The sequence below is a fragment of the Shewanella sp. MTB7 genome, assembly GCF_027571385.1.
Lineage (GTDB): Bacteria > Pseudomonadota > Gammaproteobacteria > Enterobacterales > Shewanellaceae > Shewanella.
In genome coordinates this window covers 1-22,189 of sequence record NZ_CP085636.1, presented here as the reverse complement: position 1 = coordinate 22,189, position 22,189 = coordinate 1, and the positions used below count along the sequence as shown (strand labels likewise).

17 protein-coding genes and 1 pseudogene are annotated in these 22,189 nt (G+C 44.9%); 12 read left to right on the top strand and 6 right to left on the bottom strand.

Features of this window, described 5'->3' with window-relative positions; translation table 11 throughout:
• The first annotated feature begins 2 nt into the window (after window positions 1-2).
• The 6 genes from HWQ47_RS00090 to HWQ47_RS00065 all read left to right on the top strand — a co-directional run bounded on the left by HWQ47_RS00090 (window position 3) and on the right by HWQ47_RS00065 (window position 6,655).
• Window positions 3-548, top strand: a complete 546-nt coding sequence (locus tag HWQ47_RS00090) for a 4Fe-4S dicluster domain-containing protein (RefSeq protein ID WP_269969193.1) — start codon at window positions 3-5, stop codon at window positions 546-548.
• The gene (locus HWQ47_RS00085) at window positions 548-1,123 is read left to right on the top strand and encodes a TorD/DmsD family molecular chaperone (protein ID WP_269969192.1); all 576 of its coding nucleotides are present in this window, start codon (window positions 548-550) and stop codon (window positions 1,121-1,123) included. Before HWQ47_RS00090 ends, HWQ47_RS00085 begins: the two co-directional genes overlap by 1 nt.
• A 33-nt stretch (window positions 1,124-1,156) precedes the next feature.
• Entirely contained in the window at window positions 1,157-2,125 is a 969-nt protein-coding gene (locus HWQ47_RS00080) for a formate dehydrogenase subunit gamma (RefSeq protein ID WP_269969191.1), read from the top strand.
• Window positions 2,126-2,190: 65 nt separating this feature from the next.
• Entirely contained in the window at window positions 2,191-2,862 is a 672-nt protein-coding gene (locus HWQ47_RS00075) for a TorF family putative porin (protein WP_269969190.1), read from the top strand.
• A 64-nt stretch (window positions 2,863-2,926) separates the two neighbouring features.
• Window positions 2,927-3,619: a 4Fe-4S dicluster domain-containing protein gene (locus HWQ47_RS00070; protein ID WP_269969189.1), complete on the top strand. Its 693-nt coding sequence runs from the start codon at window positions 2,927-2,929 to the stop codon at window positions 3,617-3,619.
• A gap of 9 nt (window positions 3,620-3,628) precedes the next feature.
• Window positions 3,629-6,655 (top strand): molybdopterin dinucleotide binding domain-containing protein, encoded by a 3,027-nt coding sequence (locus tag HWQ47_RS00065; RefSeq protein ID WP_269969188.1) that lies wholly within the window; start codon window positions 3,629-3,631, stop codon window positions 6,653-6,655.
• A 344-nt stretch (window positions 6,656-6,999) separates the two neighbouring features.
• Here the strand turns inward: HWQ47_RS00065 and HWQ47_RS00060 are convergent, their stop codons facing one another.
• Window positions 7,000-8,064, bottom strand: coding sequence for an HDOD domain-containing protein (locus HWQ47_RS00060; RefSeq protein WP_269969187.1), 1,065 nt, complete (start codon window positions 8,062-8,064; stop codon window positions 7,000-7,002).
• Window positions 8,065-8,247: 183 nt separating this feature from the next.
• Here HWQ47_RS00060 and pxpB point away from each other — a divergent pair, with 183 nt between their 5' ends.
• The 3 genes from pxpB (at window position 8,248) to pxpA (ending at window position 10,712) form a co-directional block, all read left to right on the top strand.
• The gene (gene pxpB / locus HWQ47_RS00055) at window positions 8,248-8,934 is read left to right on the top strand and encodes a 5-oxoprolinase subunit PxpB (protein ID WP_269969186.1); all 687 of its coding nucleotides are present in this window, start codon (window positions 8,248-8,250) and stop codon (window positions 8,932-8,934) included.
• Entirely contained in the window at window positions 8,931-9,899 is a 969-nt protein-coding gene (locus tag HWQ47_RS00050) for a biotin-dependent carboxyltransferase family protein (RefSeq protein WP_269969185.1), read from the top strand. The genes pxpB and HWQ47_RS00050 overlap by 4 nt, the downstream gene beginning before the upstream one ends.
• A gap of 75 nt (window positions 9,900-9,974) precedes the next feature.
• On the top strand, window positions 9,975-10,712 hold the full coding sequence (gene pxpA / locus HWQ47_RS00045; RefSeq protein ID WP_269969184.1) for a 5-oxoprolinase subunit PxpA: 738 nt from the start codon (window positions 9,975-9,977) through the stop codon (window positions 10,710-10,712).
• Window positions 10,713-10,746: 34 nt separating this feature from the next.
• On the opposite strand, the gene HWQ47_RS00040 is transcribed toward pxpA, so the two are convergent.
• Window positions 10,747-13,470, bottom strand: a complete 2,724-nt coding sequence (locus HWQ47_RS00040) for a choice-of-anchor B family protein (protein ID WP_269969183.1) — start codon at window positions 13,468-13,470, stop codon at window positions 10,747-10,749.
• Between the two features lie 108 nt (window positions 13,471-13,578).
• Between HWQ47_RS00040 and HWQ47_RS00035 the strand changes: the two genes are divergently transcribed.
• From HWQ47_RS00035 to HWQ47_RS00025, 3 genes and pseudogenes are all read left to right on the top strand, one after another.
• Complete coding sequence (locus HWQ47_RS00035; RefSeq protein ID WP_269969182.1) at window positions 13,579-14,385, top strand: MbnP family protein; 807 nt, start codon at window positions 13,579-13,581, stop codon at window positions 14,383-14,385.
• 146 nt (window positions 14,386-14,531) lie between these two features.
• A pseudogene (locus HWQ47_RS27925) lies at window positions 14,532-14,941 on the top strand (cytochrome c peroxidase); the annotation flags it as partial.
• A gap of 93 nt (window positions 14,942-15,034) precedes the next feature.
• Window positions 15,035-15,568 carry a hypothetical protein gene (locus HWQ47_RS00025; RefSeq protein WP_269969181.1) on the top strand — a complete coding sequence of 178 codons (534 nt, stop codon included), beginning with the start codon at window positions 15,035-15,037 and terminating at the stop codon, window positions 15,566-15,568.
• Between the two features lie 121 nt (window positions 15,569-15,689).
• Here HWQ47_RS00025 and gyrB read toward each other — a convergent pair whose 3' ends face one another.
• The 4 genes from gyrB to dnaA form a co-directional block, all read right to left on the bottom strand.
• Entirely contained in the window at window positions 15,690-18,107 is a 2,418-nt protein-coding gene (gyrB, locus tag HWQ47_RS00020; RefSeq protein ID WP_269969180.1) for a DNA topoisomerase (ATP-hydrolyzing) subunit B, read from the bottom strand.
• Window positions 18,094-19,206, bottom strand: coding sequence for a DNA replication/repair protein RecF (gene recF / locus HWQ47_RS00015; RefSeq protein ID WP_269969179.1), 1,113 nt, complete (start codon window positions 19,204-19,206; stop codon window positions 18,094-18,096). Before recF ends, gyrB begins: the two co-directional genes overlap by 14 nt.
• A gap of 474 nt (window positions 19,207-19,680) precedes the next feature.
• Entirely contained in the window at window positions 19,681-20,781 is a 1,101-nt protein-coding gene (dnaN, locus tag HWQ47_RS00010) for a DNA polymerase III subunit beta (RefSeq protein WP_269969178.1), read from the bottom strand.
• Between the two features lie 19 nt (window positions 20,782-20,800).
• A complete protein-coding gene (gene dnaA, locus HWQ47_RS00005; RefSeq protein WP_269969177.1) occupies window positions 20,801-22,189 on the bottom strand; it encodes a chromosomal replication initiator protein DnaA in 1,389 nt (462 codons plus the stop codon).

The following is a 22,189-nucleotide window of genomic DNA, read 5'->3' as shown; positions in this document are numbered from 1 at the left end:
AAATGCAAAACAAACATCAACTTGGATTTATTTTCCGTCAGGAAAACTGTGTCGGATGTAGCGGCTGTACGGTTGCCTGCCAAATTCATAACGAACTTCCAGAGAATGTGCGCCTGCGTAAAGTAGACCGTTACGAGATCACCAATGGCAAACGCGTCAAGGATGTCTGGTTAACTCACTCCTGTATGCACTGTGATAACCCGGCATGTCTGATTGTATGTCCATCTAAGGCATACAGTACACGACACGATGGTTTGGTATTACTGGACCGAGATCTGTGTACCGGTTGCGGTCTATGCGCACAGGCATGCCCCTATGGTGCGGTAGCCATACTTAAGGGTGATGGTAAGGCAATCAAGTGCAATATGTGCATCGAGCTAATTGATGCAGGCAAAAAACCCGCTTGTGTCGATGGTTGCCCAGTCAATTGTTTGGATATTGATAACATTGCGCAAGTACTGCAACGCACCTCAGCTTCTAAAGAGGGAGTGGGCTACGGCGACTGCATTACCAAACCCAACATGGTGATCATTAAGGAGCGCGCTTAATGAGCGCTAACCCGATGACTGCCGCCGGATTATTTGTTTATAAATCACTGTTTTTTGGGATATCCAAAGAGAAACTACTGAATTTGAGCGAATACCTGGTGATGACTGAACCAGACTCCGAGCTTATTGGTATCTGCCAGCAAATGGCGGAATCAGCAGAGGCGGTAGAGATTGAGTATAACCAACTTTGTGTTGGCCCCTACCGTTTAGCCGCTCCCCCCTATGAGTCGGTTTACCGAGGTGAATCCAGAGAGATCTTCACCAAGATAACCGAACAGGTGGAGGCTCATTACCAATCTTTAGGTTTAATGGCGGATCGTGCATCCGGTGAACCCGCTGACTTTATCGGTAATGAACTGGAATATCTGTTCGTTCTGCACTGCAAATATTTACAAGAGAATAGCGACAAGGCTGACATCACTAACAAGATCAATGGATTTATCGCCATTCATCTTAGCCAATGGTACGAAGCCTTTCTTAACGATATTTATAGCAATACAAGCATGCCATTTTGGAAATTATTTAGTGAACATTTAGGACTATTTATCAAAGCCCAAATGCCAGTTAAAGATTAACCACTATGGGGTTACTTACAAAGGAAAATTAAAATGAACAAAGCTATATGCACTGCTATAGGTGCAATTATCATGTTTTGTAGTAACACTCAGGCCGCTGAATATACAGAGACTCTCAAACCAGAGGCTTGGAACCCGATTAATCTAGTCGTGGTTCAAGCCGATGCCCCCGAGTTACTCGGTATCGCTAATTCGGCGAAACTACCCATGCGTGAACAACCGGCACAAGCTGTAAGCACTAGTGCTTTAGAGGTGCTAGACACGGGAGAAGCATGGGGCTATGCAACCTTGTGGAGCCTAGTGTTAGCGATCACTGTCTTTACTCTATTTACTTGGATTAATGGGCCTGTTCGCCTGGCTAACGGCTTTTCTGGCATCAAAATAAAACGCTGGAGCAGTACGGATCTCTTAATCCATTGGCTTGGTGCTATCGCATGCCTTGCACTTATTCTCACCGGTATTGTGATTGCTGGCGGACGTTACTTCTTGATTGATTGGATGTCGGCATACAGTTGGAATAATTTTATTGCCAGCTCCATATCTATCCATAATTTCTTTGCCATTCCTTTTGTGATCGGCTGGTTAGTTATGACCATAAAATGGGCGCGCAAACAACTGCCTGAATCTTGTGATTTCGCCTGGTTCAAATCATTGGGTGGCTATCTTAATTTTGGCCCATTAAAGGATAGTCATCCCGATGCAGGCTTTGCCAATGCCGGAGAAAAGCTTTGGTTTTGGTGCTTCGCTCTGTTCGGTGCAGTACTAGTGGTATCGGGTCTGGCACTGATGTACCCAGAGGCGATGACACTAGCAAAAGGCACCATGATGTGGATGTTGGTACTTCATTGTATCTCGGCCATCATTCTCGGAGTCTTTACTGTTGTCCATATCTTTATGGCGACCTTAATCTCTGAAGGCGGCATGGAAAACATGGTTTCTGGATGTTGTGATGAGAACTGGGCCAAGCAACACCACAACCTCTGGCACAAGCAAATACGTTAATTCATATACCAAATCACTGTGCCAACTTCCGGCACAGTGAAGCTCACTTAATAAAGGATTAAACCATGAAATCGATCAAACTACTGGCGACATGTGGGCTAATGACAGCCATCTCTTTCTCTACCTGTGCGGATTCCAGTTTCTCTGTAAATGGGTCATTTAAAGGGCTAAGTAACTATCTATGGCGAGGCATGAGCCTCAGCGATGATAAGCCTAGCCTACAAGCCGATATCACCCTCTACCATGACTCAGGATTTTACATTGGTGGCGCCTTTGAAACCTACCGCTATGAAGGCATGACAGATATCGAAGATGACTATGAGATAGATTACTTCGCGGGTTACTACACCTCCCTAAGTGACGACCTGGCACTCGGGTTTACCGTGCAGCAATACACTTATGGCGATGCCGACTCAAGCACTGAGTTTGTCGCAACTGTAGACTGGTTCAACACCAATCTAAATGCTTACTACGATAAAGATCTGGAAACTTGGTATGCGGATATCAACTACAGTTTCCCCACCGAACAATTCGGTACTTTCACCCTGCATGCTGGCTACTTCTTCGAGGGGGAAGCCTATTGGTTTATGGACGGTAATGAGATATCAGAAACCGCCTATGACCTATCAGTAAAATACAGTTACTGGCCACTCGACAACTTAGAACTCCTAGCTGAGGTTAACTATCAAGAGTTCTATGACGAAAACTATCTTATTGGTATTGCATACCATTTCTAGTACTTATCCAGAAATTTAAAACCGATTTGTTACCTATATTAGGCTTCAACAAGGAGCATCCAAAATGGATCGCCGATCACTATTAAAATTTGCCGCCGGTAGCGCAATGTTGACACTGGTACCGAGTCAGGCAATTCTTGCAGCAGGACAAGGTCGAAAAATGGCCATGGTCTTCGACGTTCGCCGCTGTACAGGCTGTATGGCTTGTACTGTGTCCTGCTCAATAGAAAATCAGGTCACTAAAGGCATGGGACGAACCCGTGTGACCCAATATAGCTTAGCCCATGCAGGTAAACTCAAGACCCTAGCACTGCCCAACCAATGCAACCATTGCGAGCATCCAGAGTGTGTCAAAGTTTGTCCAAAAGACGCGACATACAAGCGAAAAGAGGATGGAATCGTCGTCATAGATCAAGAGAGATGTATTCGCTGTCAACGCTGCGTTAAAGCTTGCCCATATGGTGCAAGAAGACGTGGAGAATTGATGAAGACACCGCCTGAACATTGTAACTTCTGCATCCACAGAACGACTCAAGGTCTATTGCCAGCCTGCGTGGAAACCTGTGTCGGTGAAGCCCGCTTATTTGGCGATCTTAACGACCCTAGCAGCCAAGTACATCAAGCCGTGAAAAATAACCGGGTTTACACACTCTTGTCAGACTCTGGCACTCAACCCAACATCTACTACATAGGACTTCCAGAAGACTTTGCCGACCAAGAGGTTTTAGCATTAAGTCATCTGGATTGGCAGAGATAGGACCCCATTATGGATAGAAGACAGTTTATCAATCAGGCTGGCATGCTTTCCCTGCTAGGCCTAACGGCTTCAGGATGTAGCAACAAGGTGCAGCCACCATTAGCCCCAATACCCAACAATAAGTTTGGTAATCCCTTACCACCCGAGTTCACCATCTTGTCAGATGGCAATATCCAAAAAACACCGGGGATACGTACGGCCTACAGTCGTTGCTTTGCCTGCTACAACATGTGCGGCATTCGCGCCCGTATCGATGAAGCGAGTGATACGTTATTGAAAGTTGGGGGCAACCCCTATTGTGAAAACAACTCAGGCTCCCCCATGCCTCTAGTGACTCAGGTCAAAGAGAGTTATCGACAACTGAGCGGCGAAGCCGGGCAAAAAAATAGAGCCACAACTTGTGCCAAAGGGGCTTGTAGCGTCAACTCTGTCGATGACGAACGACGAGTCACTCAAGTGCTTAAGCGTGCCGGCAAGCGTGGTGATAATAACTGGGTGAGTATTCCCTATGAACAGGCACTGCAAGAGATCCTTAATGGTGGAGATCTATTCGGTGAAGGTGATGTGGACGGACTCAAGGCGATACACCAGCTGGACAAACCCGCACGAGAGGGACATCCCGAGTTTGGCAGTGCGGCTAACCGATTGTTCGCCACTTTCTGTGAAGAGGATACCCTCAGGGGAGCCCTATACTCACGCTTTATGAAACAGGCATGGGGAACCACAAATCTTGGCACCAAACACTCCTATTGCGGCGCTTCTTTAGGTTCAGGTATGGCGCTGGCCATTAACCCCGGCATGGAGTCTTGGCTCAATGATATCGACTGGGATCATGCCCAGTACGCCATATTCCTCGGAACGAGTCCAGGATCATCCGGCTACAGTCTCAATCGTGTAGGCCGGGGACTGGCGGATGCTAGGGTGAACCGACAATTTAAATATGTCTGTGTCGACCCTTTGCTACGTACGACTGTCGCCAACAACACAGAGGGCAGCTGGCTCGCAATTAAGCCGGGCCGAGATAGCGCTTTTCTCTTTGGCTTGATACAGATCATTCTGGCCAATAATTGGCATAACACGAGTTTCCTTGCCATACCTTCGTCAGATGTCGCGACGGCAAAAGGCGAGGTTAACCACTCTAATGCCACTCATCTAGTGATAGATCAGGCGTCTCATCCACGCCATGGACAGTTTGCCACGGCAGCCGAATTTGGTCTTGGCAAAGATGAAGCCTTAGTTGTGGTTAAGGGACAACTTCAACTTGCAACGAAAGCCAATCAAGCCGAGCTCTTGGTTAATGGTACCTTCATAGACAAGAGAGGTAATCGAATCAACTTGGTTTCGTCCCTTGCCTTATTGAAGCGCGAAGCCGATAGAACTTCGCTAGCTGACTACGCCAGTTATTCAGGCATTAGTGTTCAAGCCATGCAAACAACCGCTTATGACTTTACCCATCATGGCCGCAGAGCATGTATCGTGACCAGTACAGGGGCTAACTCCTCTGACAGCACCATGATAGGTTGGCTATGTGGCCTGCTCAATACACTGATCGCGTCCCACGATGCCAAGGGCGGTGCCCTCTATGCCAATGGCGCGATTTGGGGTTATGAAGGCAACTATGATCTGTCCACGGTTGAAAATGGGGTCGATCTTACCGGCGTTATCGACGCGTGTCGTGATGGAGGCTATGAGTCATCTACCGAGTACAAAGATAAAATCGCTAATGGTCAAAACCCCTATCCGGCAGAAAATGTCTGGCACGAGTTGGTGCCCTTCTATAATGCCGCAGAGATGCTAACCAGTCAGGCCAACGCGGATCCTTACTCAGCCAAAGCCTTTATCAACTGGCGCAGCAATGTACTTTATAGTGCCGCTTCGATTTCACAAGCGGTCGAGGACTCCTTGAAAGATCCAGCTAGAGTGCCACTATCTATCGCTATCGATTGCCACCTCAATGAAACCAATCGCTATGCTGATTACTTCATTCCAGACAGAAGTATGTACGAAGAGTATGCCGCAAGCCGTATGTGGGGCGCTTTCAAACTAGGTGTTGTGGCTGGCGCTCCTCTAGTCAGCCCTCGAACAGTAAAAGATAAACGAGGACGCCATGTTTGTATGGAGCAGTTCCTTATCGATATCGCCATGGAGATGCAACTGCCTGGATTTGGTAAGGAAGCCATACCGACTGCCGATGGACGGCGGATTGATCTGCTTGAGTTTGATGACTGGCACGCCTGTTACTTGGCCAACGTTGCCGCACAATGCACAAACTTGCCTTTGGTAAGCAAAGAGGACAGGTTATGGGCAGGTCTTGACTATGCCATGAAACCTCTGACTCCCCGTTTAACGGTGACTGAAGCTACACAGGTGGAATCTCTACTCTCTCGCGGCGGCTATTATGAAGACTCAGAAAAGTACAGTGGGGAGTTTATCAATGGGGGCGGAGGTAAGTTTCTGCAGCTTTATCATGCGGGCGTCACTCAACTAAAGCACGCATACTCAGGTAAACCCTACCCGGGAACACCTATCTTCCACCAGCATATATTCTGGAACGGAGACACATGGGAGCAACATTGGCCAAGTTCAACATACCCACTACTCTTCTCTAGCTATAAGCCTGCGGTGCGCTCCCCCTATTCGGTGGCTTACGACAGAACCGATGAGATGAGCCCAGAAAACTATATCTATATGCATCCTGAAACGGCATTAACACTAGACTTGGAGGACAGAAGTCGGGTCACCATCCGCAGCGGCAATGGGCGACCTGCAAGTGGAACATTGCAGCTAACCGAAGGAGTAACCCAAGGATCAATCAGTGCCTCTTTCGGTTTTGGTCACAATCGTGGCTTCGGGGGGGATGACAGGGTTATCGATGGTGTCATCTTGCCTGGTCTAGTAGGGCGAGCTGGTGGGTTAGAGGTTAACCGCTTAATCCCCCACGACCCAACCCGGCAAGGAGAAGCCAGTATGTTGATCGATTACTGGGCCGGTGACAACTGCCGCCACGGCGTGCCGGTCAGAGTAGATAAAGCATAATAAACTAGCTTCGAGTAAAATGATAAAACTAAGCCTCAGATATCTGTGGCTTTTTTATACATGGATGTATTTATCCCCGAACGCAGGGATACCAGATGTTCCCTACATCTGTAGCACATTTCCACACATCCATGGTGGTCATAGCGTTAGAGGGGGTTTATACATGGATGTCTTTATCTCTGATGACCATGCCAATAAATGTTCCCGACATTTATTGGCATTTCTTCCTTCTCTGGAGGTCAGATGGTAAAGGAAGGGATTTGTATAAGGATGTATTTATCCTCTAAGTACAGGATGTACTAGGAGACTAGTTTGTATCGCTCTTTCCAAGAAAAAATTAACCTTTAAAAATCTTTCAACTTTTCATGATAAATATCGAACTGTTCACGAGTAATATCCGCGTCAATAAGTAATTTATTTAAGCACTCGTCCTGTAACTGGTTTACTTCAAACAACATAGAGCACTCGCTGATTAAATTTGCACGCCAGACAGCTAATGACAGACTAGCAGACGGCTTTGTATCGCTATTAGCAAGCTGACTCAAAGAGGATTCAAAAATCTCTGGAAGATTCCAGTACTTGGCTAACGAGGTACTTAAACTCAGTGACTTAGTTGTCATCACCTGTTTAAACAGTGACGATTTAGGCTGCTCGCCCGGCTCAGCCTGGTGAAACGCATCTAGTAGCATCTTAAAGATCGCAATTTTGCCCACATCATGAAGCAACCCCAACATAAATGCCGTATCAGGATCATTTTGACATAATTCACCTGAGAGATACGACACCTGCTTAGAATGACGCCAGATTTGAGAGCCAAAACGCCGGTAATAGATAGGTTTTATATCTCCTAACTCTCCCATAAAACAGGTCATTACCAGTCGCCTTATCTGTTCCCGACCTAATTGAACAAAAGCTTGCTGAAGACTAGTGACCTCTTTATCAGATCGTTTAAATGCAGGTGAGTTACACAATTTAAGCACCTCAATACTCAACAAGGGTTTTGTCTTAAACACCTCCAGCACAGTATTAATATCAACACTATCATCCCTAAGCTTCTGGTCAAGAACAGCTAATTGACTCGGTAATTTCAATACTTTTTGTGCAATATTTTCAGGCCAGATAAGTGCGTTTTCAACATCTGAGATTACCGTATTTTCAAGATTATTGGCTATCTTGCCATCATCACAACCTTGGGATGGAAAAAGCAGACCGTAAAATAGCGCACAAAGATCCACCGTTACGGGTTCAGCAACGACATTTTGCTTAGGCGGATTCATGGACGACTGCACAGGTTTTTGAGAGACCGATGCAATATTCTGAAAGCTAGGATCGATAGCAGAACTTTTAGCTTCATCGACATTGGCTTTATCCCTAACATTAAATATCTTTTGTATAATTTTTTTGACCAATTACGATGACCGAGTGCTGAATGATAATGAAAAGTATAGATCAATATCTGCAAGCACAGATTCCCAAAAGGCTTCATCGACTCAACTACCAACATTAATTAGCTTTAGATGCTTGTGTTTCCCGCAGCAAATACCGACACTATCAATTAAGCCACAAGATACTGAAACAAGGTAAAAAGGCAGATGACATTGCACGCCAGTCCTAAAGTTTATCGCTTAGGAGAGAAGGCATTAGTACTCGATTGTAGCGAACTTTTTCCAGCTCAAACGAAATTAACCATCCAAAGTCGCATTTGGCAGTTAGCGCAAACATGCACTGAAAAAGAGGTGTTTATTGATATAGTTCCAGGCATGAATAATCTCACCATCTATTTAAAAGAGTCTGCTCAGTCCTCCGATTGGTTAGCCAGACTTGTGCCTTTATGGAATGAAACTAAAGCAACTGCAATATTCGGTCCCACAATAGAGATCCCTGTGCAGTATGGCGGTCAATATGGGCCCGACTTAGATGAAGTAGCAAGACGCCACCAGCTCGACACCGAAGAGGTTGTCCGCAGGCACTCAACGCCAGAGTACACGGTACTCTTTCTAGGATTTCAACCAGGTTTCCCCTATCTCGATGGGCTTGATAGCAGCTTGTTCACGCCTAGGCTAAGTACACCTAGACTATCGATCCCTGCGGGTTCGGTGGGAATTGGTGGCAGCCAAACGGGCATCTACCCAGCGACATCCCCCGGAGGCTGGCAACTTATCGGTCGCACCAACATCGCGCTCTTCACTCCCCAGTTACCAGCAACACCCACCCTGCTAGTCCCCGGTTACAAGGTTCGTTTTACCCCAGTTTCCAGCTTAGAGTTCATCTCACTATGATTAATCATCAAGAGTCATCAACTAACGATGCCAATGTACAGAAGTCATCAACTGTCGATGCCAGTATAGAGGTGATAATACCTGGTCTATTCAGCTCCGTTCAAGGATTAGGGTTAACAGGATATCGACACTTAGGCATCCCTCTTGGCGGAACACTGGATCGCCACGCACTGATTCTGGGCAATAGGATTTTAGGCAATCCAGATGATACTCCAGCACTCGAGTTAACCTCCGGACAAGTCGAGCTTAAATTTACCCGTGATGCTTGGTTTGTACTCACAGGGGCTCAATACCAAATAACCATAGCTGGACGGGAACTCTGGCATGGTTGGCGTAATAAGATAAAATCAGGAGAAACGTTAACGCTTCGAGGTCCTAAATCCGGCATGCGTGCCTATCTAACGGTCGATGGCGGTGTGCTATCAGTTAATGAGCAAAACTTTGGGCTTCAGATGACTAAGCAACTTGTCCAAGGAGATAAGTTACCACTCGGGCCAGCTTTGCAGATAGCCAAACCCATTGGTGCAGTACAGAGGGGATATTCAAACGAAATACGTGCCCTTCCCGGCCCAGAAATGTCACTGTTTACCCTACAGTCTCGCAAAGCCTTCTGGAGTAATCCATGGCAATTGACCAATGACAGTAATCGTATGGGAGCAAGACTCGCAGGAGAGCTATTATCTCTGACTAAGCTCCAAGAACTAAATTCTCATGCTGTTATGCCTGGTGTGGTACAAGTTCCTCCATCAGGCCAGCCAATAGTTCTACTCGCCGACGCACAAACCACTGGTGGTTATCCTAAAATAGCAACAGTGATAGTGGCGGATTTATGGAAACTAGCTCAGACCCTACCGGGACAGGAGATAAGATTCATCCATGTCAGTCCAAATCAAGCCGATGACGCAAATTATGAGTGGCAACAGTATTTCTATCGGCTACAGAGAGCCATAGAAGCAAGTAGCTAGGATAAGTAAGTCTCGAGTTGCGAGCTAAAGATAAACCTAAGAGCTCGTAGAAAATAATAACAGTAAGGTTTAATAGTGAAAGAAAACTTGAAAAACTACCCGATAGACCTAAACGCTGATCTGGGTGAAGGAGGCCTCTATGATGAAGCCTTACTCCACATCGTCACCTCAGCCAATATCGCCTGTGGTGGCCATACTGGTAATCTAGATACTATGACAATTGCAGTTGAATCCGCACTGAGAAACGGTGTCAAAATCGGTGCTCACCCTAGCTATCCCGATCCGGCTAATTTTGGTCGCTCCCCAATGGCACTCTCAGATAAAGCATTGCATGAGTCGATATCCAACCAAATAAACGCATTGAAGGTAGTCTGCGAGCGATTAGGCGCTAAAATGTTCCACGTGAAACCTCATGGTGCTTTTTATAATAACGTTGCTAAAAACGAGGCTATGGGGCTTGTATTGATTGATGTTATTAAACAGGTAGATCCCAAACTTAGGTTGATGATCTTGGCGGGAAGCCCCTTAGTTGAACAGGCAAAGCTTGCAGGACTTAACGTTATTCAAGAGGCATTCGCCGATCGCGCTTACCTTAATGATGGTTCACTGGCCCCCCGCAGTAGAGAGGGTGCTGTAATCCATGATAAGCAGATAGCACTAGCGCAGGTTAAGCAATTTATTCAGCAAAAACCGATAACCAGCTTAGATGGCCAACCGTTGAAAATTAACGCCGATACAATCTGCCTCCATGGTGATAATGAACAGGCTCTTGAGTTTGCTAAGTCCATTTATCAACTAATTCAAACTAAATAAAAAAGAAACCTTAAGTTAAAGTCTCTAATACAGATTAAACCAACTTTGTCCTGCGATAACTTGCAATCAAAGAAAGCATAAATAGCGCTAACCAATTAAATGCACCTCCCCCCCCTGAGCTACCAGATGTAGTTGGAGGAGTAACTACTGCCGCCTTAACTTGAATTGTCACACTAGCTTGAGAGCTCGCACCAAAAGAGTCTGTAGCAGTAACCCTAAAGCTTAGCGATGCATTCTCACTTGGCGCGACAAACGATACCTCAGCGAGATGATTTGCCGACAGCGAGACGTTACCTTCAACTAGCTCCCATAAGTAAGTGATAGGATCATTTTCAGCATCGGTTGCTGTAGCCATCAGTGTCACGGTTTCACCGGCATTTACCTCACGACTCTCACCAGCACTCACCGAAGGAGCGGTATTAGCTCGTTCGTTATCGATTATAGTCACCGCTAACTCACTCAACTCGCTTCCATTAACACTTTTAAGCTCTATCTTAAACTGCTCAGCACCTTCAACTAAGCTATCTTCGATAGGCGTAAGCTTAATTGTTTTAGCTTCGCTATCTCCGTCTGCCCAAACTAATTGCCCACTGGTATCGACAATATCATCACCAACATCAGCACTGCCACTCACCAAACTGTAATCAAGCCTTATCTCACCAGAACTTCCCCCAAGCCTGACCACCGATACATTAGTAGCGCTATCACCTTCGTTTAAGCTCTTACTCGAATCAGCGAAACCCAACACGCCAGGTTGCGCTGGATTTACTCCAATCCTTAAAGTGTGGTAACTGGGTGCAGAGAGAGTTAATCCACCTTGTGGATCAAACAAACGAACAAAGACCAGCAACTCCTTATCTTGACCACTGTATATGGTATTAATTGTGATCGTCTTGCTCGTATTATCACCTGCTCCCCAGGTTAAACGACCCACAAGCGGTTCAAAATCTCTTGTTTGAACACCTGAGCCACCTAAAGTTTCAAAGCCCACACTGACAGCACCAGTGCCAGCGGGTCTATTAACGGTGACAGTCACACTTTCACCCGGAGTAAGCGTAGATTCTTTTGTAGAGAATGAGCTTGAACCAAAAGCTTCATTTAGGGTGTTATCCCTGAGCACATATAGACCACTAGTAATGTCACTGGCCAATATCAAACCAGAAGGAAGATAAGGGTAAACCCCCCACACGCCATTGAAAGCATTGCTATCAGATGACGGGAAGGTATCAAAATAGCCTACATCTTGTGGATCGGTAGGGTCACTGATATCCAAAATCGTCACGCCGCGTTGATAATTAGACATGTAATAACGATTACCACGCACATAACCGTTGTGGTCAATGGCTTTGGTTGGGCCCGTCCAGACTTTGACTAACGAGGGGGCCTTAAGATTATCAAGGTTAAATACTCGCAGCGTGGTATTTAACCCAGCCCTTTGCTCATCCAACTCATCATGCACAAACACATAGCGCTTATCTTCACTCCACCAACCGGAATGCACATAGTGAGCGTTATCATAGGTGACGTCGGCAAGCAGTGTAGATTGAGATTGATTAGATATATTCCACAAGCTCATGGAGTTTTCATTAAAATCCATGAGTACGGTACATAAACTAGTTTGGCAACTTGATTGTGCCCGAGAGTCGCCCACAACCATAGAAGCCGCATCATGGGTATAATTATCTCGTGTTGCGCCAGAGTGGGCAAACAGAGTATTAAGCTTTTTGGGATCTGCTAAACCATAGGTTTTAAATGCTCCACCTTGATTGTCTTGACCCACAATATGCAATGCAGGAGATAGTCCATCCAAGGCCGTATTAGTGCTGTAATCCACATGGCTAATATAGATATTATGTGCTGACAAAACGGCATTATCTGTCGCTGCCATAACAACCGAATTAGGTAACTGACTCAGGTCAATGATTTGAACCTTATCTGAGCCCTCAGAAACCACATAAGCATGAGCCTTCCAACGTAAATTATCACTATCAAACCATTGATATACTTTTATATCTCGCCAAGAGGTTCCAGAACCAGAAATAACCCCAACCTCTAACGGATTTTCAGGATCGGCTAAACTGACAACCGCGGTGCCATTTCTGAGTCCTATCAAAGCATATTCAGTACCAGTATTGAGATCGACGTGACCCCAGATATCGTTTGCTGTAGATGGAGAGGAGGAAAAATCACCCAAAGCCATATGGGAAACCAGATCGATATTCTCACAGTTAAAGCTTCCTGACTTTCCCTGTTCACATGCTTGATTACTGTGGCTTTGCTGCAACGACTGGTGCGCACTGAGCATCTCATCCAGCTCAGTCCCATATTGGCCAATACCATCGGTGATCACCCTAAACCCCCTAAGTGTAAGCCCATCAGCAAACTCAACAGGAACCCCAACAAGCAAGGTTTTATTAAGCTGTGGAGCTTGGGATTGATAATGATCAAAGCGATTGTAGCCGCCCATTACAGGTACAATTCCACTGGTAAGCAGAAAAATATCTTCAACATCTTTTAAGTGATATTCACCATCAGCCACTAAAACACGATCACCTTTATTGGCATGTTTAACCGCATAAGCAATGGTTTTACATGGACGCAGAACCTTGTCACATAAGCCGATATCTTCACCTTGGCTACTCACGAAACGAGCTTTATCATGCTCAGAGTGTGCAGATGAATAAGCGACAACTAAACAACTCCCCAGAAAAAGTAATACCATTTTTGGCCATTGGCTTATCCGTAATCGAGTCGTCATATTAACCTCTGATTGTATTTTTGCAGCTAGAACGATTGGCTTTTTGGATGCAACTTATGTTGATTTTGTGTAAGGTTAAAACCTAGCACAAGCAACATAAAAGTAACAATGATAAGTACTGATAATGCACACTCACTATCTTGCACCGCGTCAATCAACTCTCTATTAGCAGTGATCATCATTCTCACGTTTTTAAGCGGATGTAGCCCTAAACCAACAAAGTTGCCAATCAAACTGATGTGGGGAGATCAGGTATTAAATTGTCATCAAGCTTTGCCTGAATTACCACTATGGCAGCTGGATAATATTCAGTTCTACCTGAGTGATTTCAACAACAATGGACAAGCTATCGCTTTAGTCGAGAAAGGTCATGACACCCAGCAAAAAAATCTGGCCCTATTGGGATCGGATTGTCAATCCGATGGACGCTGGCAACTCCATTTCGAACAGGCTTTGCAACCGGGAGAGTTTAGTTTCAACCTAGGTGTGCCCTTTGAACTTAACCATCAGGCGCTACTCACGAGCGCATCGCCGCTGAATCAAAGTGACATGTTTTGGACATGGCAGCTGGGCTATAAGTTTTTCAGGCTGGATCTCGCAACTGAACAGCAGCAAAATGACAAGCTGCAAACTGGTTGGCAGTTTCACTTGGGCTCAACGGGCTGTCAGTCGGCCAGTGTCATGAGAGCACCAGCCGAGGAGTGTGCCTATCCCAACAGACCAAGGTTCACTTTACATTATCAAGGTGAAGCCAGCTTAGTGCTGGATCTTGCTCCGCTATTATCTGAGGTTTTACAGAACCAAGAGATCACACAAGACTCATGCATGTCAGACCCAAACACGCTTATCTACAAAGAGTTATTACCTAAAATAGGCGTCAATGGCACCGCTCAAATATGGCGTTGGCAATCATGAATAGGTTGATATGGATAGGCTTAATAGGATTATTAATCCCTCTAATCTACCTAGGCATAATATCGAACCAACCGTCACCTACCCCCTATTATCAATGGTCACTGGCTAAGGAGTTTCCTTGACCACAAGTACCGGAAAACAACCCAATGAGCCAAGCTAAAGTCACTCTAGGTCGCTACCTGTTTTACGATAAAGCCTTATCCGCGAACCAGTCTCAAAGCTGCGCCAGTTGCCATCTACAATCACTGGCATTCTCAGAGGCATGAACGGTGTCAGTTGGTAGCACAGGGGAGTTGCATCGGCGTAACTCTCCAGGACTAATTAATATCGCTTACAATAAAACCTTAACTTGGGCATATGATGGATTAACCGAGATAGAGCAACAGCTACTCCTCCCTATTTTTGGTGAAAGCCCCATAGAGTTAGGAGCCATAGGCCATGAAACTGAGATACTGGCACGATTAAGCGCCCTCCTTATCCAGCACTATTTAAAAGCGCGTTTCCAGAGGCTGCAGCAACTGCTGATTTTATTCAGATCACTCAAGCCCTATCTAGCTTTGTTCGCAGCCTACTGTCTCTGAACTCCCCCTTCGATCTTTATGCCTATCAAGGTCAAGATGAAGCCTTAAATGCGCAAGAGCTTGCCGGTATGGATCTGTTCTTTTCCGAAAGACTTGAGTGCCATCACTGCCATGGTGGATTCAACTTTACTCAATCAACCAGCCATGAAAAACAGCCCTTAGATAAACGCCCTTTTCACAATACCGGCCTTTACTATACTGAGCGGCCAAACTTGGTAAAAAGCGATAATACTCAAACCCATAACTTAGACTATCCAAAAAAAGACAGAGGGCTTGCTGAAGTAACCATCAACCCCATGGATGATGGACGCTTTCGTGCACCAAGTTTGCGAAACATTGCCTTAACTCCTCCCTATACGCATGACGGTAGTGTGGCAACACTCGATGAGATTCTGGATATTTATGCAGCTGGTGGACGTAATGTTACCGATGGCCCATTCCAAGGCGATGGCAGGCTTAATCCATTAAAAAGTCCCTTTATCAAAGGATTCACCTTAACCAGTGAAGAGAAACAGCAGCTGTTAGCCTTCCTGCACAGTTTGACCGATGATGATTTTATCAACAACCCCACCTTTAGTGACCCTTGGCCAGATACAAGGTAAATTGCACAGAGATGTAAGATCATCTCCCGCCATGTGCAAAAAAGCCCCAGATTTCTCTGAGGCTTGTTTTAGTTTTAGCTTTAACCTCGCAACTCGAGGCTAGGAACTCGCAGTTTCTAGTCTAGACGTCTAGGTTAGCCACGTTCAGTGCGTTAGCTTCAATAAAGTCACGACGTGGTTCAACATGATCCCCCATCAAACAGGTAAACAGTTGATCCGCACCAATAGCATCTTCAATAGTCACCTGTAGCATACGACGCGATTCAGGATCCATGGTCGTTTCCCACAACTGCTCAGGGTTCATCTCACCCAATCCCTTATAACGTTGAATATATAAACCACGCTTTGAATCGTTCATTAGCCAGTTAAGCGCTTCAACAAAAGTCGTTATCTCCTGCATACGCTCACCACGTTTAACGAACCCGCCCTCTTCGATGAGTCCTTCAAGTGCTTCAGCTAGTTTAGTCATCAACTCATAATCATGAGAATGTAAGAAGTCATAAGTGAACAAGAAGTTAGTGTCGATACCATGCTTACGAATCGTCACTTTAGGAACATACACTTTACGTTCAATATCAAGGAAGGCTTCAGCATTGTAGTGCACGCCACCTGAATCACGCTCTTCCAGATCGGCAACATAAGCATTACACCACTGCGTGACTTTTGCTTCATCACTCAATAACTCTTGAGTAAGTGCAGGGTGATACAGCATACGCTCAGTCAGCAAGCTAGGGTAACGCTGCTCTAAACGAGTGAAAATGGCTTCCACTTCACGGTACTGATAAACCAACTTCTCTAGCGGTGCGCCAGACATAGCAGGTGCAGCGGCAGAAGGGTGGATTTCACCACCGTCTAACGCTAGATTAGTCAAGTATTCAGTTAACGCAGGATCGTCTTTAAGATACTGTTCTTGTTTACCTTTTTTAACTTTATATAAAGGTGGTTGTGCAATGTAAATATAACCACGCTCAATAAGCTCAGGCATTTGACGGAAGAAGAAGGTCAAAAGCAGAGTACGAATGTGTGATCCATCGACGTCGGCATCGGTCATGATGACGATGTTATGGTAACGGGTTTTATCAGGATCATATTCATCACGGCCAATACCACAACCCAATGCTGTAATGAGGGTGACAACTTCCTGAGAAGATAACATCTTATCGAAACGTGCTTTTTCAACGTTTAAGATCTTACCTTTCAGTGGAAGAATCGCTTGGTTCTTACGGTTACGGCCCTGCTTAGCACTACCGCCAGCAGAGTCTCCTTCCACGATGTAAATTTCAGAAAGAGCTGGGTCTTTCTCTTGGCAATCTGCAAGCTTACCTGGCAAACCACCTAAATCTAATGCGCCTTTACGACGAGTCATGTCACGGGCTTTACGCGCCGCTTCACGGGCACGGGCTGCATCAATGATCTTACCAACAATCAACTTAGCTTCATTTGGATGCTCAATCAGGTAATCACCTAATTTCTCACCCATGGTCTGCTCAACAGCAGTTTTCACTTCACTCGATACCAATTTATCTTTGGTCTGTGAACTGAATTTAGGGTCTGGAACCTTAACAGAGATAACAGCGGTTAAACCTTCACGGGCATCATCACCAGTCGCGCTAGTCTTACCCTTCTTGTTATAACCCTCTCTTTCCATATAGTTATTTAGATTACGCGTCAACGCACCACGGAAACCCGCTAAGTGAGTGCCGCCATCTCGTTGAGGAATGTTGTTGGTGAAACAGAAGATGTTTTCCTGGAAACCATCGTTCCACTGCATAGCCACTTCAACGGTAATACCGTCGTCACGCTCGTGAATAAAATGGAAAACTTCTTTGTTCACTGGCGTTTTGTTAACGTTTAGATAGTCAACAAACGCACTGATACCGCCTTCGTACTTAAAAAACTCATCTTTATTGTCACGCTCATCAATTAAGCGAATACCTACACCTGAGTTTAGGAATGACAGTTCACGAACACGCTTAGCAAGAACGTCGAAGTGAAATAACACATTGGTAAAGGTATCTGTACTTGGCCAGAATCTTAGCTCAGTACCTGTAGTGGTGGAATCCCCGATCTCTTTAATCGGTTCATCAGGTACACCGTGAGTGTAAAATTGCTCGTAAAGCTTGCCGTCACGTCGAACGATCAACTGTAACTTTCTAGACAGTGCGTTAACAACCGAAACACCGACACCGTGAAGACCACCAGACACTTTATAAGAGTTATCATCGAACTTGCCACCAGCATGCAGCACCGTCATGATCACCTCTGCAGCTGAAATCCCCTCTTCAGGGTGGATCGCAACAGGGATACCACGTCCATCATCTTTTACAGAGACAGAACCATCGGCATGGATAGTGATGATAACATCGTTACAATGGCCCGCTAAAGCTTCATCGATAGAGTTATCGACCACTTCGAATACCATGTGGTGCAGACCAGTACCGTCATCGGTATCACCGATATACATCCCTGGTCTTTTACGTACCGCATCAAGACCTTTTAGTACCTTGATGCTCGAAGAATCGTAACTATTCTCTGACATATTGTTCTCTCGTCGGTTTATCAATTACCGTTACACACCCCTGTTCCACATGGAACATCTTACTTGGTGGTGTGGCTAACGAATCGACTATCGCTGCAGGATCGATCGCGGTAACAAAAACTTGTGCACCGGTATCCATCAATTGCCGCAACAATAGTTGCCTGTGCTTTGCATCCAATTCCGATGGAAGATCATCCACCAAATAAATACTATTCTTATCTGTTTGTTGTTTTAACAACTTTCCCTGTGCAATACGCAGTGCACAGACTAACAATTTCAATTGACCCCGGGATAAAGCATCTTGTACAGGCAAGACTCCTACACGTAATCGCAAATCAGCTTTATGGGGACCACTACCAGTATTCCCTGCCGCGACATCTCGAAGATACTGCGTCTCAAGTAACTGCCCAAAATCTGTTTTACTATCCCAGCCTCGCGTAAAAGAAACCTTAACTTCAACCTGAGGTAAAAACTCTCCGATTATACCCTTAAGTTGTTCATTTAACGAGTCTACATATTGTTTCCGTATATTTGTAACCAGCTCAGAATAACGAACCAGTTCCTTATCCCAAAAATGGATTTGACTATAGGAAACTTGATTTTTAAGCAACTGATTTCTTTGCTTTAAAATCCGTTTAACATTGGCCCATGCCGAATGAAAACTTTTATCGCTATGAAATGCGCCCCAATCGATAAACTGGCGTCTCGACTTTGGCCCTTCAAACAGCAAAGAAAAACTCTCAGGTGTAATAACCTGAATGGGTAACGTCTCGGCCAAGGTCGACAAGCGTTTTATATTATCGCCATTAATTTTGACCTCAGTTTCGCCACTTCTAAAACGACGTAAACCGATTTTACTCTCCCGTTCACCTAAACTTAAAGTGGCAAACAGGGTCAGTTTATCGTCATTATGTTGGATCACTCGCTGGGACAGATGACTTCTAAATGAACGCCCCATACCTAGAAAATAGATAGCCTCAAGAATACTGGTCTTGCCGCTACCATTTTCACCATAAATAAGGTTTAAACCATCACCGGGGTTCAAATGAGCCGAACTGATATTTCGAAAAGTTTCGATATGAAGACGTGTCAGGCTCATTTAGTACTCAGTTAACACCCTATACCAATCAGTATAAGAAAGTGATCTACTCAGCGTGTTTCTTGGCAAACTAATTCAAGGCGAATGAATGATGGAATGGTTATTCCCTTGTAAGTTCATTCAACGCAGAAGTAGGCAGACAAAAACACTCCTTAACAGGCGAGTTTTATCGCTTCCGATGCTGTGTTAACAAGCTTAAACGTAGAACAACTATGTTCTTCACTCGTTGCCTTGCCTCAGAAGCGTTAAACTCTCGCTGAGCGACCACACCTTTATACTGATTGGTATTATTGGTCCAGGTTAAAAAACAAATTTGTATGATAATACTCAAAATAGCCAAGAAGATTAGCACATCCTCAAGCCACATCAAAGCCGCTAAAGAGGACCAGTTAAAGTCGTCAAAAACCACTGCAGCCACAAATGAAAAAAGACTGATTAATCAGTCTTTAATAGAAAATTTATCGTGAGTGAAACCTATAATCGCATCGGCATCACAACATACATAGAATTTTCTTCGATATGGTTCTCAATCAAGGCACTAGAATTACCATCAATTAAGGTAATGCGCACATCGTCAGATGGAAGGTTATTCAGCACATCCAGTAGATAGCTAACATTAAAACCTATCTCAAGCGGGGTATTTTCATATTCTACATCTAAGATCTCTTCCGCCTCTTCCTGTTCAGGATTATTAGCAGTGATCTTAATTAAGTTATTTTCAAGCTGAACACGCACTCCACGGAACTTTTCGTTCGAAAGAATAGAGGCACGAAGCAAAGCTTGCTTAAGTTGGTTACGGCTTGCGATAACAACCTTATCGCCACCTTTAGGCAATACACGACGATAATCAGGAAAGCGACCATCAACCAGCTTACTGGTAAACACTGCGCTCGCTGTCGTCGCTCTAATCGCATTGTCACCAATGGCGATAGTAATGTCTAAATCTTCGCCTTCAAACAGACGCTGCAATTCAATGACGCCCTTACGTGGCACAATAACCTGCTTTTCAGGCAAGGTAGCTTCAATTTGTCGATGACTTAATGCCAATCTATGACCGTCAGTCGCAATGGCACGCAGCACATTACCTTCAGTCTCCAGCAGCAAACCATTAAGATAGTAACGAACGTCCTGATTCGCCATAGAGAACTGAGTCGCATCAATCAAAGACTTAAGCGTACCCTGTTTAATGGTGAATTCAATATCAGCCTGAAAGGCTTCAACATTGGGATACTCTTCAGCAGGAAGCGTTGCCAAAGTAAAACGGCTGCGACCGGATCTCAGTAACAGACGGTTATCTATCTGCTCAATTTTAAGCTCAACCTGATCGGGTAATGATTTAACGATGTCGAGAAATTTTTTCGCAGGGATCGTAGTGCGCCCCTCTTGGACATCACCTTCAAGTTGAACCTGACCAACAAGCTCAACTTCTAAATCAGTGCCGGTCATCTTAAGTGAGTGACCACTCACTTCCACTAATAGGTTTGCTAGGATAGGCAAGTTATGTCGTCTCTCCACCGCACCTGTGACAAGTTGCAACGGTTTTAATAGGGCATCCCTATCAATTGAAAATTTCATCAGTGCCAATTTCCCAGATTTATGAAGATAACGTACGGATTAAGTTAGCATAATCTTCTTTGATGTCATGACTTTCTTCACGCAACTGTGCAATTTTACGACATGCATGCAATACCGTTGTATGATCACGACCACCAAAAGCATCCCCAATTTCGGGTAAACTATGATTTGTTAGTTCTTTAGACAGTGCCATTGCCACCTGACGTGGCCGAGCAACACTGCGTGAACGACGCTTAGACAGCATATCCGCCATCTTGATCTTATAGTACTCAGCAACTGTTTTCTGAATATTATCTATCGTGACCAACTTTTCCTGCAGAGCCAAGAGATCCCTAAGGGCTTCTCGCACAAAATCAATCGTAATGGGTCTACCGGTAAAGTTAGCATTAGCGATAACACGATTCAACGCCCCTTCAAGCTCACGGACATTCGAACGTAAACGCTTAGCAATAAAGAAAGCCACTTCATCTGGAAGGTTAATGCCGCTCTCTTGTGCTTTACGCATCAAGATTGCCACACGAGTTTCTAATTCTGGCGGTTCAATGGCAACCGTTAGGCCCCAACCGAAACGAGACTTTAATCGATCTTCTACACCATCGATCTCTTTAGGATATTTATCAGACGTTAAAATAATCTGATGGTTACCTTCCAAGAGCGCATTAAAGGTATGAAAGAACTCTTCTTGGGATCTGTCTTTGTTAGCAAAAAATTGAATATCATCGATAAACAAGGCATCGACACTACGGTAGTAGCGCTTAAACTCTTCGATCGCATTGTTTTGTAATGCTTTAACCATGTCCTGCACGAATCTTTCTGAGTGCATGTACACGACTTTAGCATTGGGATTATTCTTAATAATGCCATTACCCACAGCATGCAACAGGTGAGTCTTACCTAAACCTGTACCGCCATATAAAAACAATGGATTATAAGCACCACCTGGGTTTTCAGCCACTTGCATAGCAGCCGCTTTACCGAGTTGGTTAGACTTACCCTCTACGAAATTCTCAAATTGATAAGTCGGATTAATATTACTTCTATGGTTAGCCGTTGAAGCAGGCTCAGGGGAATTAACATTAAAAGAGGTCGGACTTTTTTGTGGCATTACAGCCGGTCTTGGCCTAATAATTCCCGCAGTGGCTTGAATTGGCTTAGGTGCAGATGGTCTGCTACCTATATCAAAGCGCAACTTAGGTGCGTTGCTGCCCATCTGTTCAGTAAAGAACTGGTTAATGATATTAATGTACTTATCTCTAACCCAATCGAGTACAAAGCGATTTGGCGCATAGAGAACAAGTGTGTCTCCATCCATTTCTGCTTGCAAAGGTCTGATCCACATACTGAACTGCTGAGCTGAAAGCTCATCTTGTAGTCGCCCGATGCATTGCTGCCAAAGTGAAACCGCCAC

Excerpts from the sequence above, each read along its gene's own strand:
- HWQ47_RS00090 (WP_269969193.1), top strand. The coding sequence starts at position 3 with ATGCAAAACAAACATCAACTTGGATTTATTTTCCGTCAGGAAAACTGT.
- HWQ47_RS00085 (WP_269969192.1), top strand. The coding sequence starts at position 548 with ATGAGCGCTAACCCGATGACTGCCGCCGGATTATTTGTTTATAAATCA.
- HWQ47_RS00080 (WP_269969191.1), top strand. The coding sequence starts at position 1,157 with ATGAACAAAGCTATATGCACTGCTATAGGTGCAATTATCATGTTTTGT.
- HWQ47_RS00075 (WP_269969190.1), top strand. The coding sequence starts at position 2,191 with ATGAAATCGATCAAACTACTGGCGACATGTGGGCTAATGACAGCCATC.
- HWQ47_RS00070 (WP_269969189.1), top strand. The coding sequence starts at position 2,927 with ATGGATCGCCGATCACTATTAAAATTTGCCGCCGGTAGCGCAATGTTG.
- HWQ47_RS00065 (WP_269969188.1), top strand. The coding sequence starts at position 3,629 with ATGGATAGAAGACAGTTTATCAATCAGGCTGGCATGCTTTCCCTGCTA.
- pxpB (WP_269969186.1), top strand. The coding sequence starts at position 8,248 with ATGACATTGCACGCCAGTCCTAAAGTTTATCGCTTAGGAGAGAAGGCA.
- HWQ47_RS00050 (WP_269969185.1), top strand. The coding sequence starts at position 8,931 with ATGATTAATCATCAAGAGTCATCAACTAACGATGCCAATGTACAGAAG.
- HWQ47_RS00040 (WP_269969183.1), bottom strand. The coding sequence starts at position 13,470 with ATGACGACTCGATTACGGATAAGCCAATGGCCAAAAATGGTATTACTT.
- HWQ47_RS00035 (WP_269969182.1), top strand. The coding sequence starts at position 13,579 with ATGATAAGTACTGATAATGCACACTCACTATCTTGCACCGCGTCAATC.
- HWQ47_RS00025 (WP_269969181.1), top strand. The coding sequence starts at position 15,035 with ATGGATCTGTTCTTTTCCGAAAGACTTGAGTGCCATCACTGCCATGGT.
- gyrB (WP_269969180.1), bottom strand. The coding sequence starts at position 18,107 with ATGTCAGAGAATAGTTACGATTCTTCGAGCATCAAGGTACTAAAAGGT.
- recF (WP_269969179.1), bottom strand. The coding sequence starts at position 19,206 with ATGAGCCTGACACGTCTTCATATCGAAACTTTTCGAAATATCAGTTCG.
- dnaN (WP_269969178.1), bottom strand. The coding sequence starts at position 20,781 with ATGAAATTTTCAATTGATAGGGATGCCCTATTAAAACCGTTGCAACTT.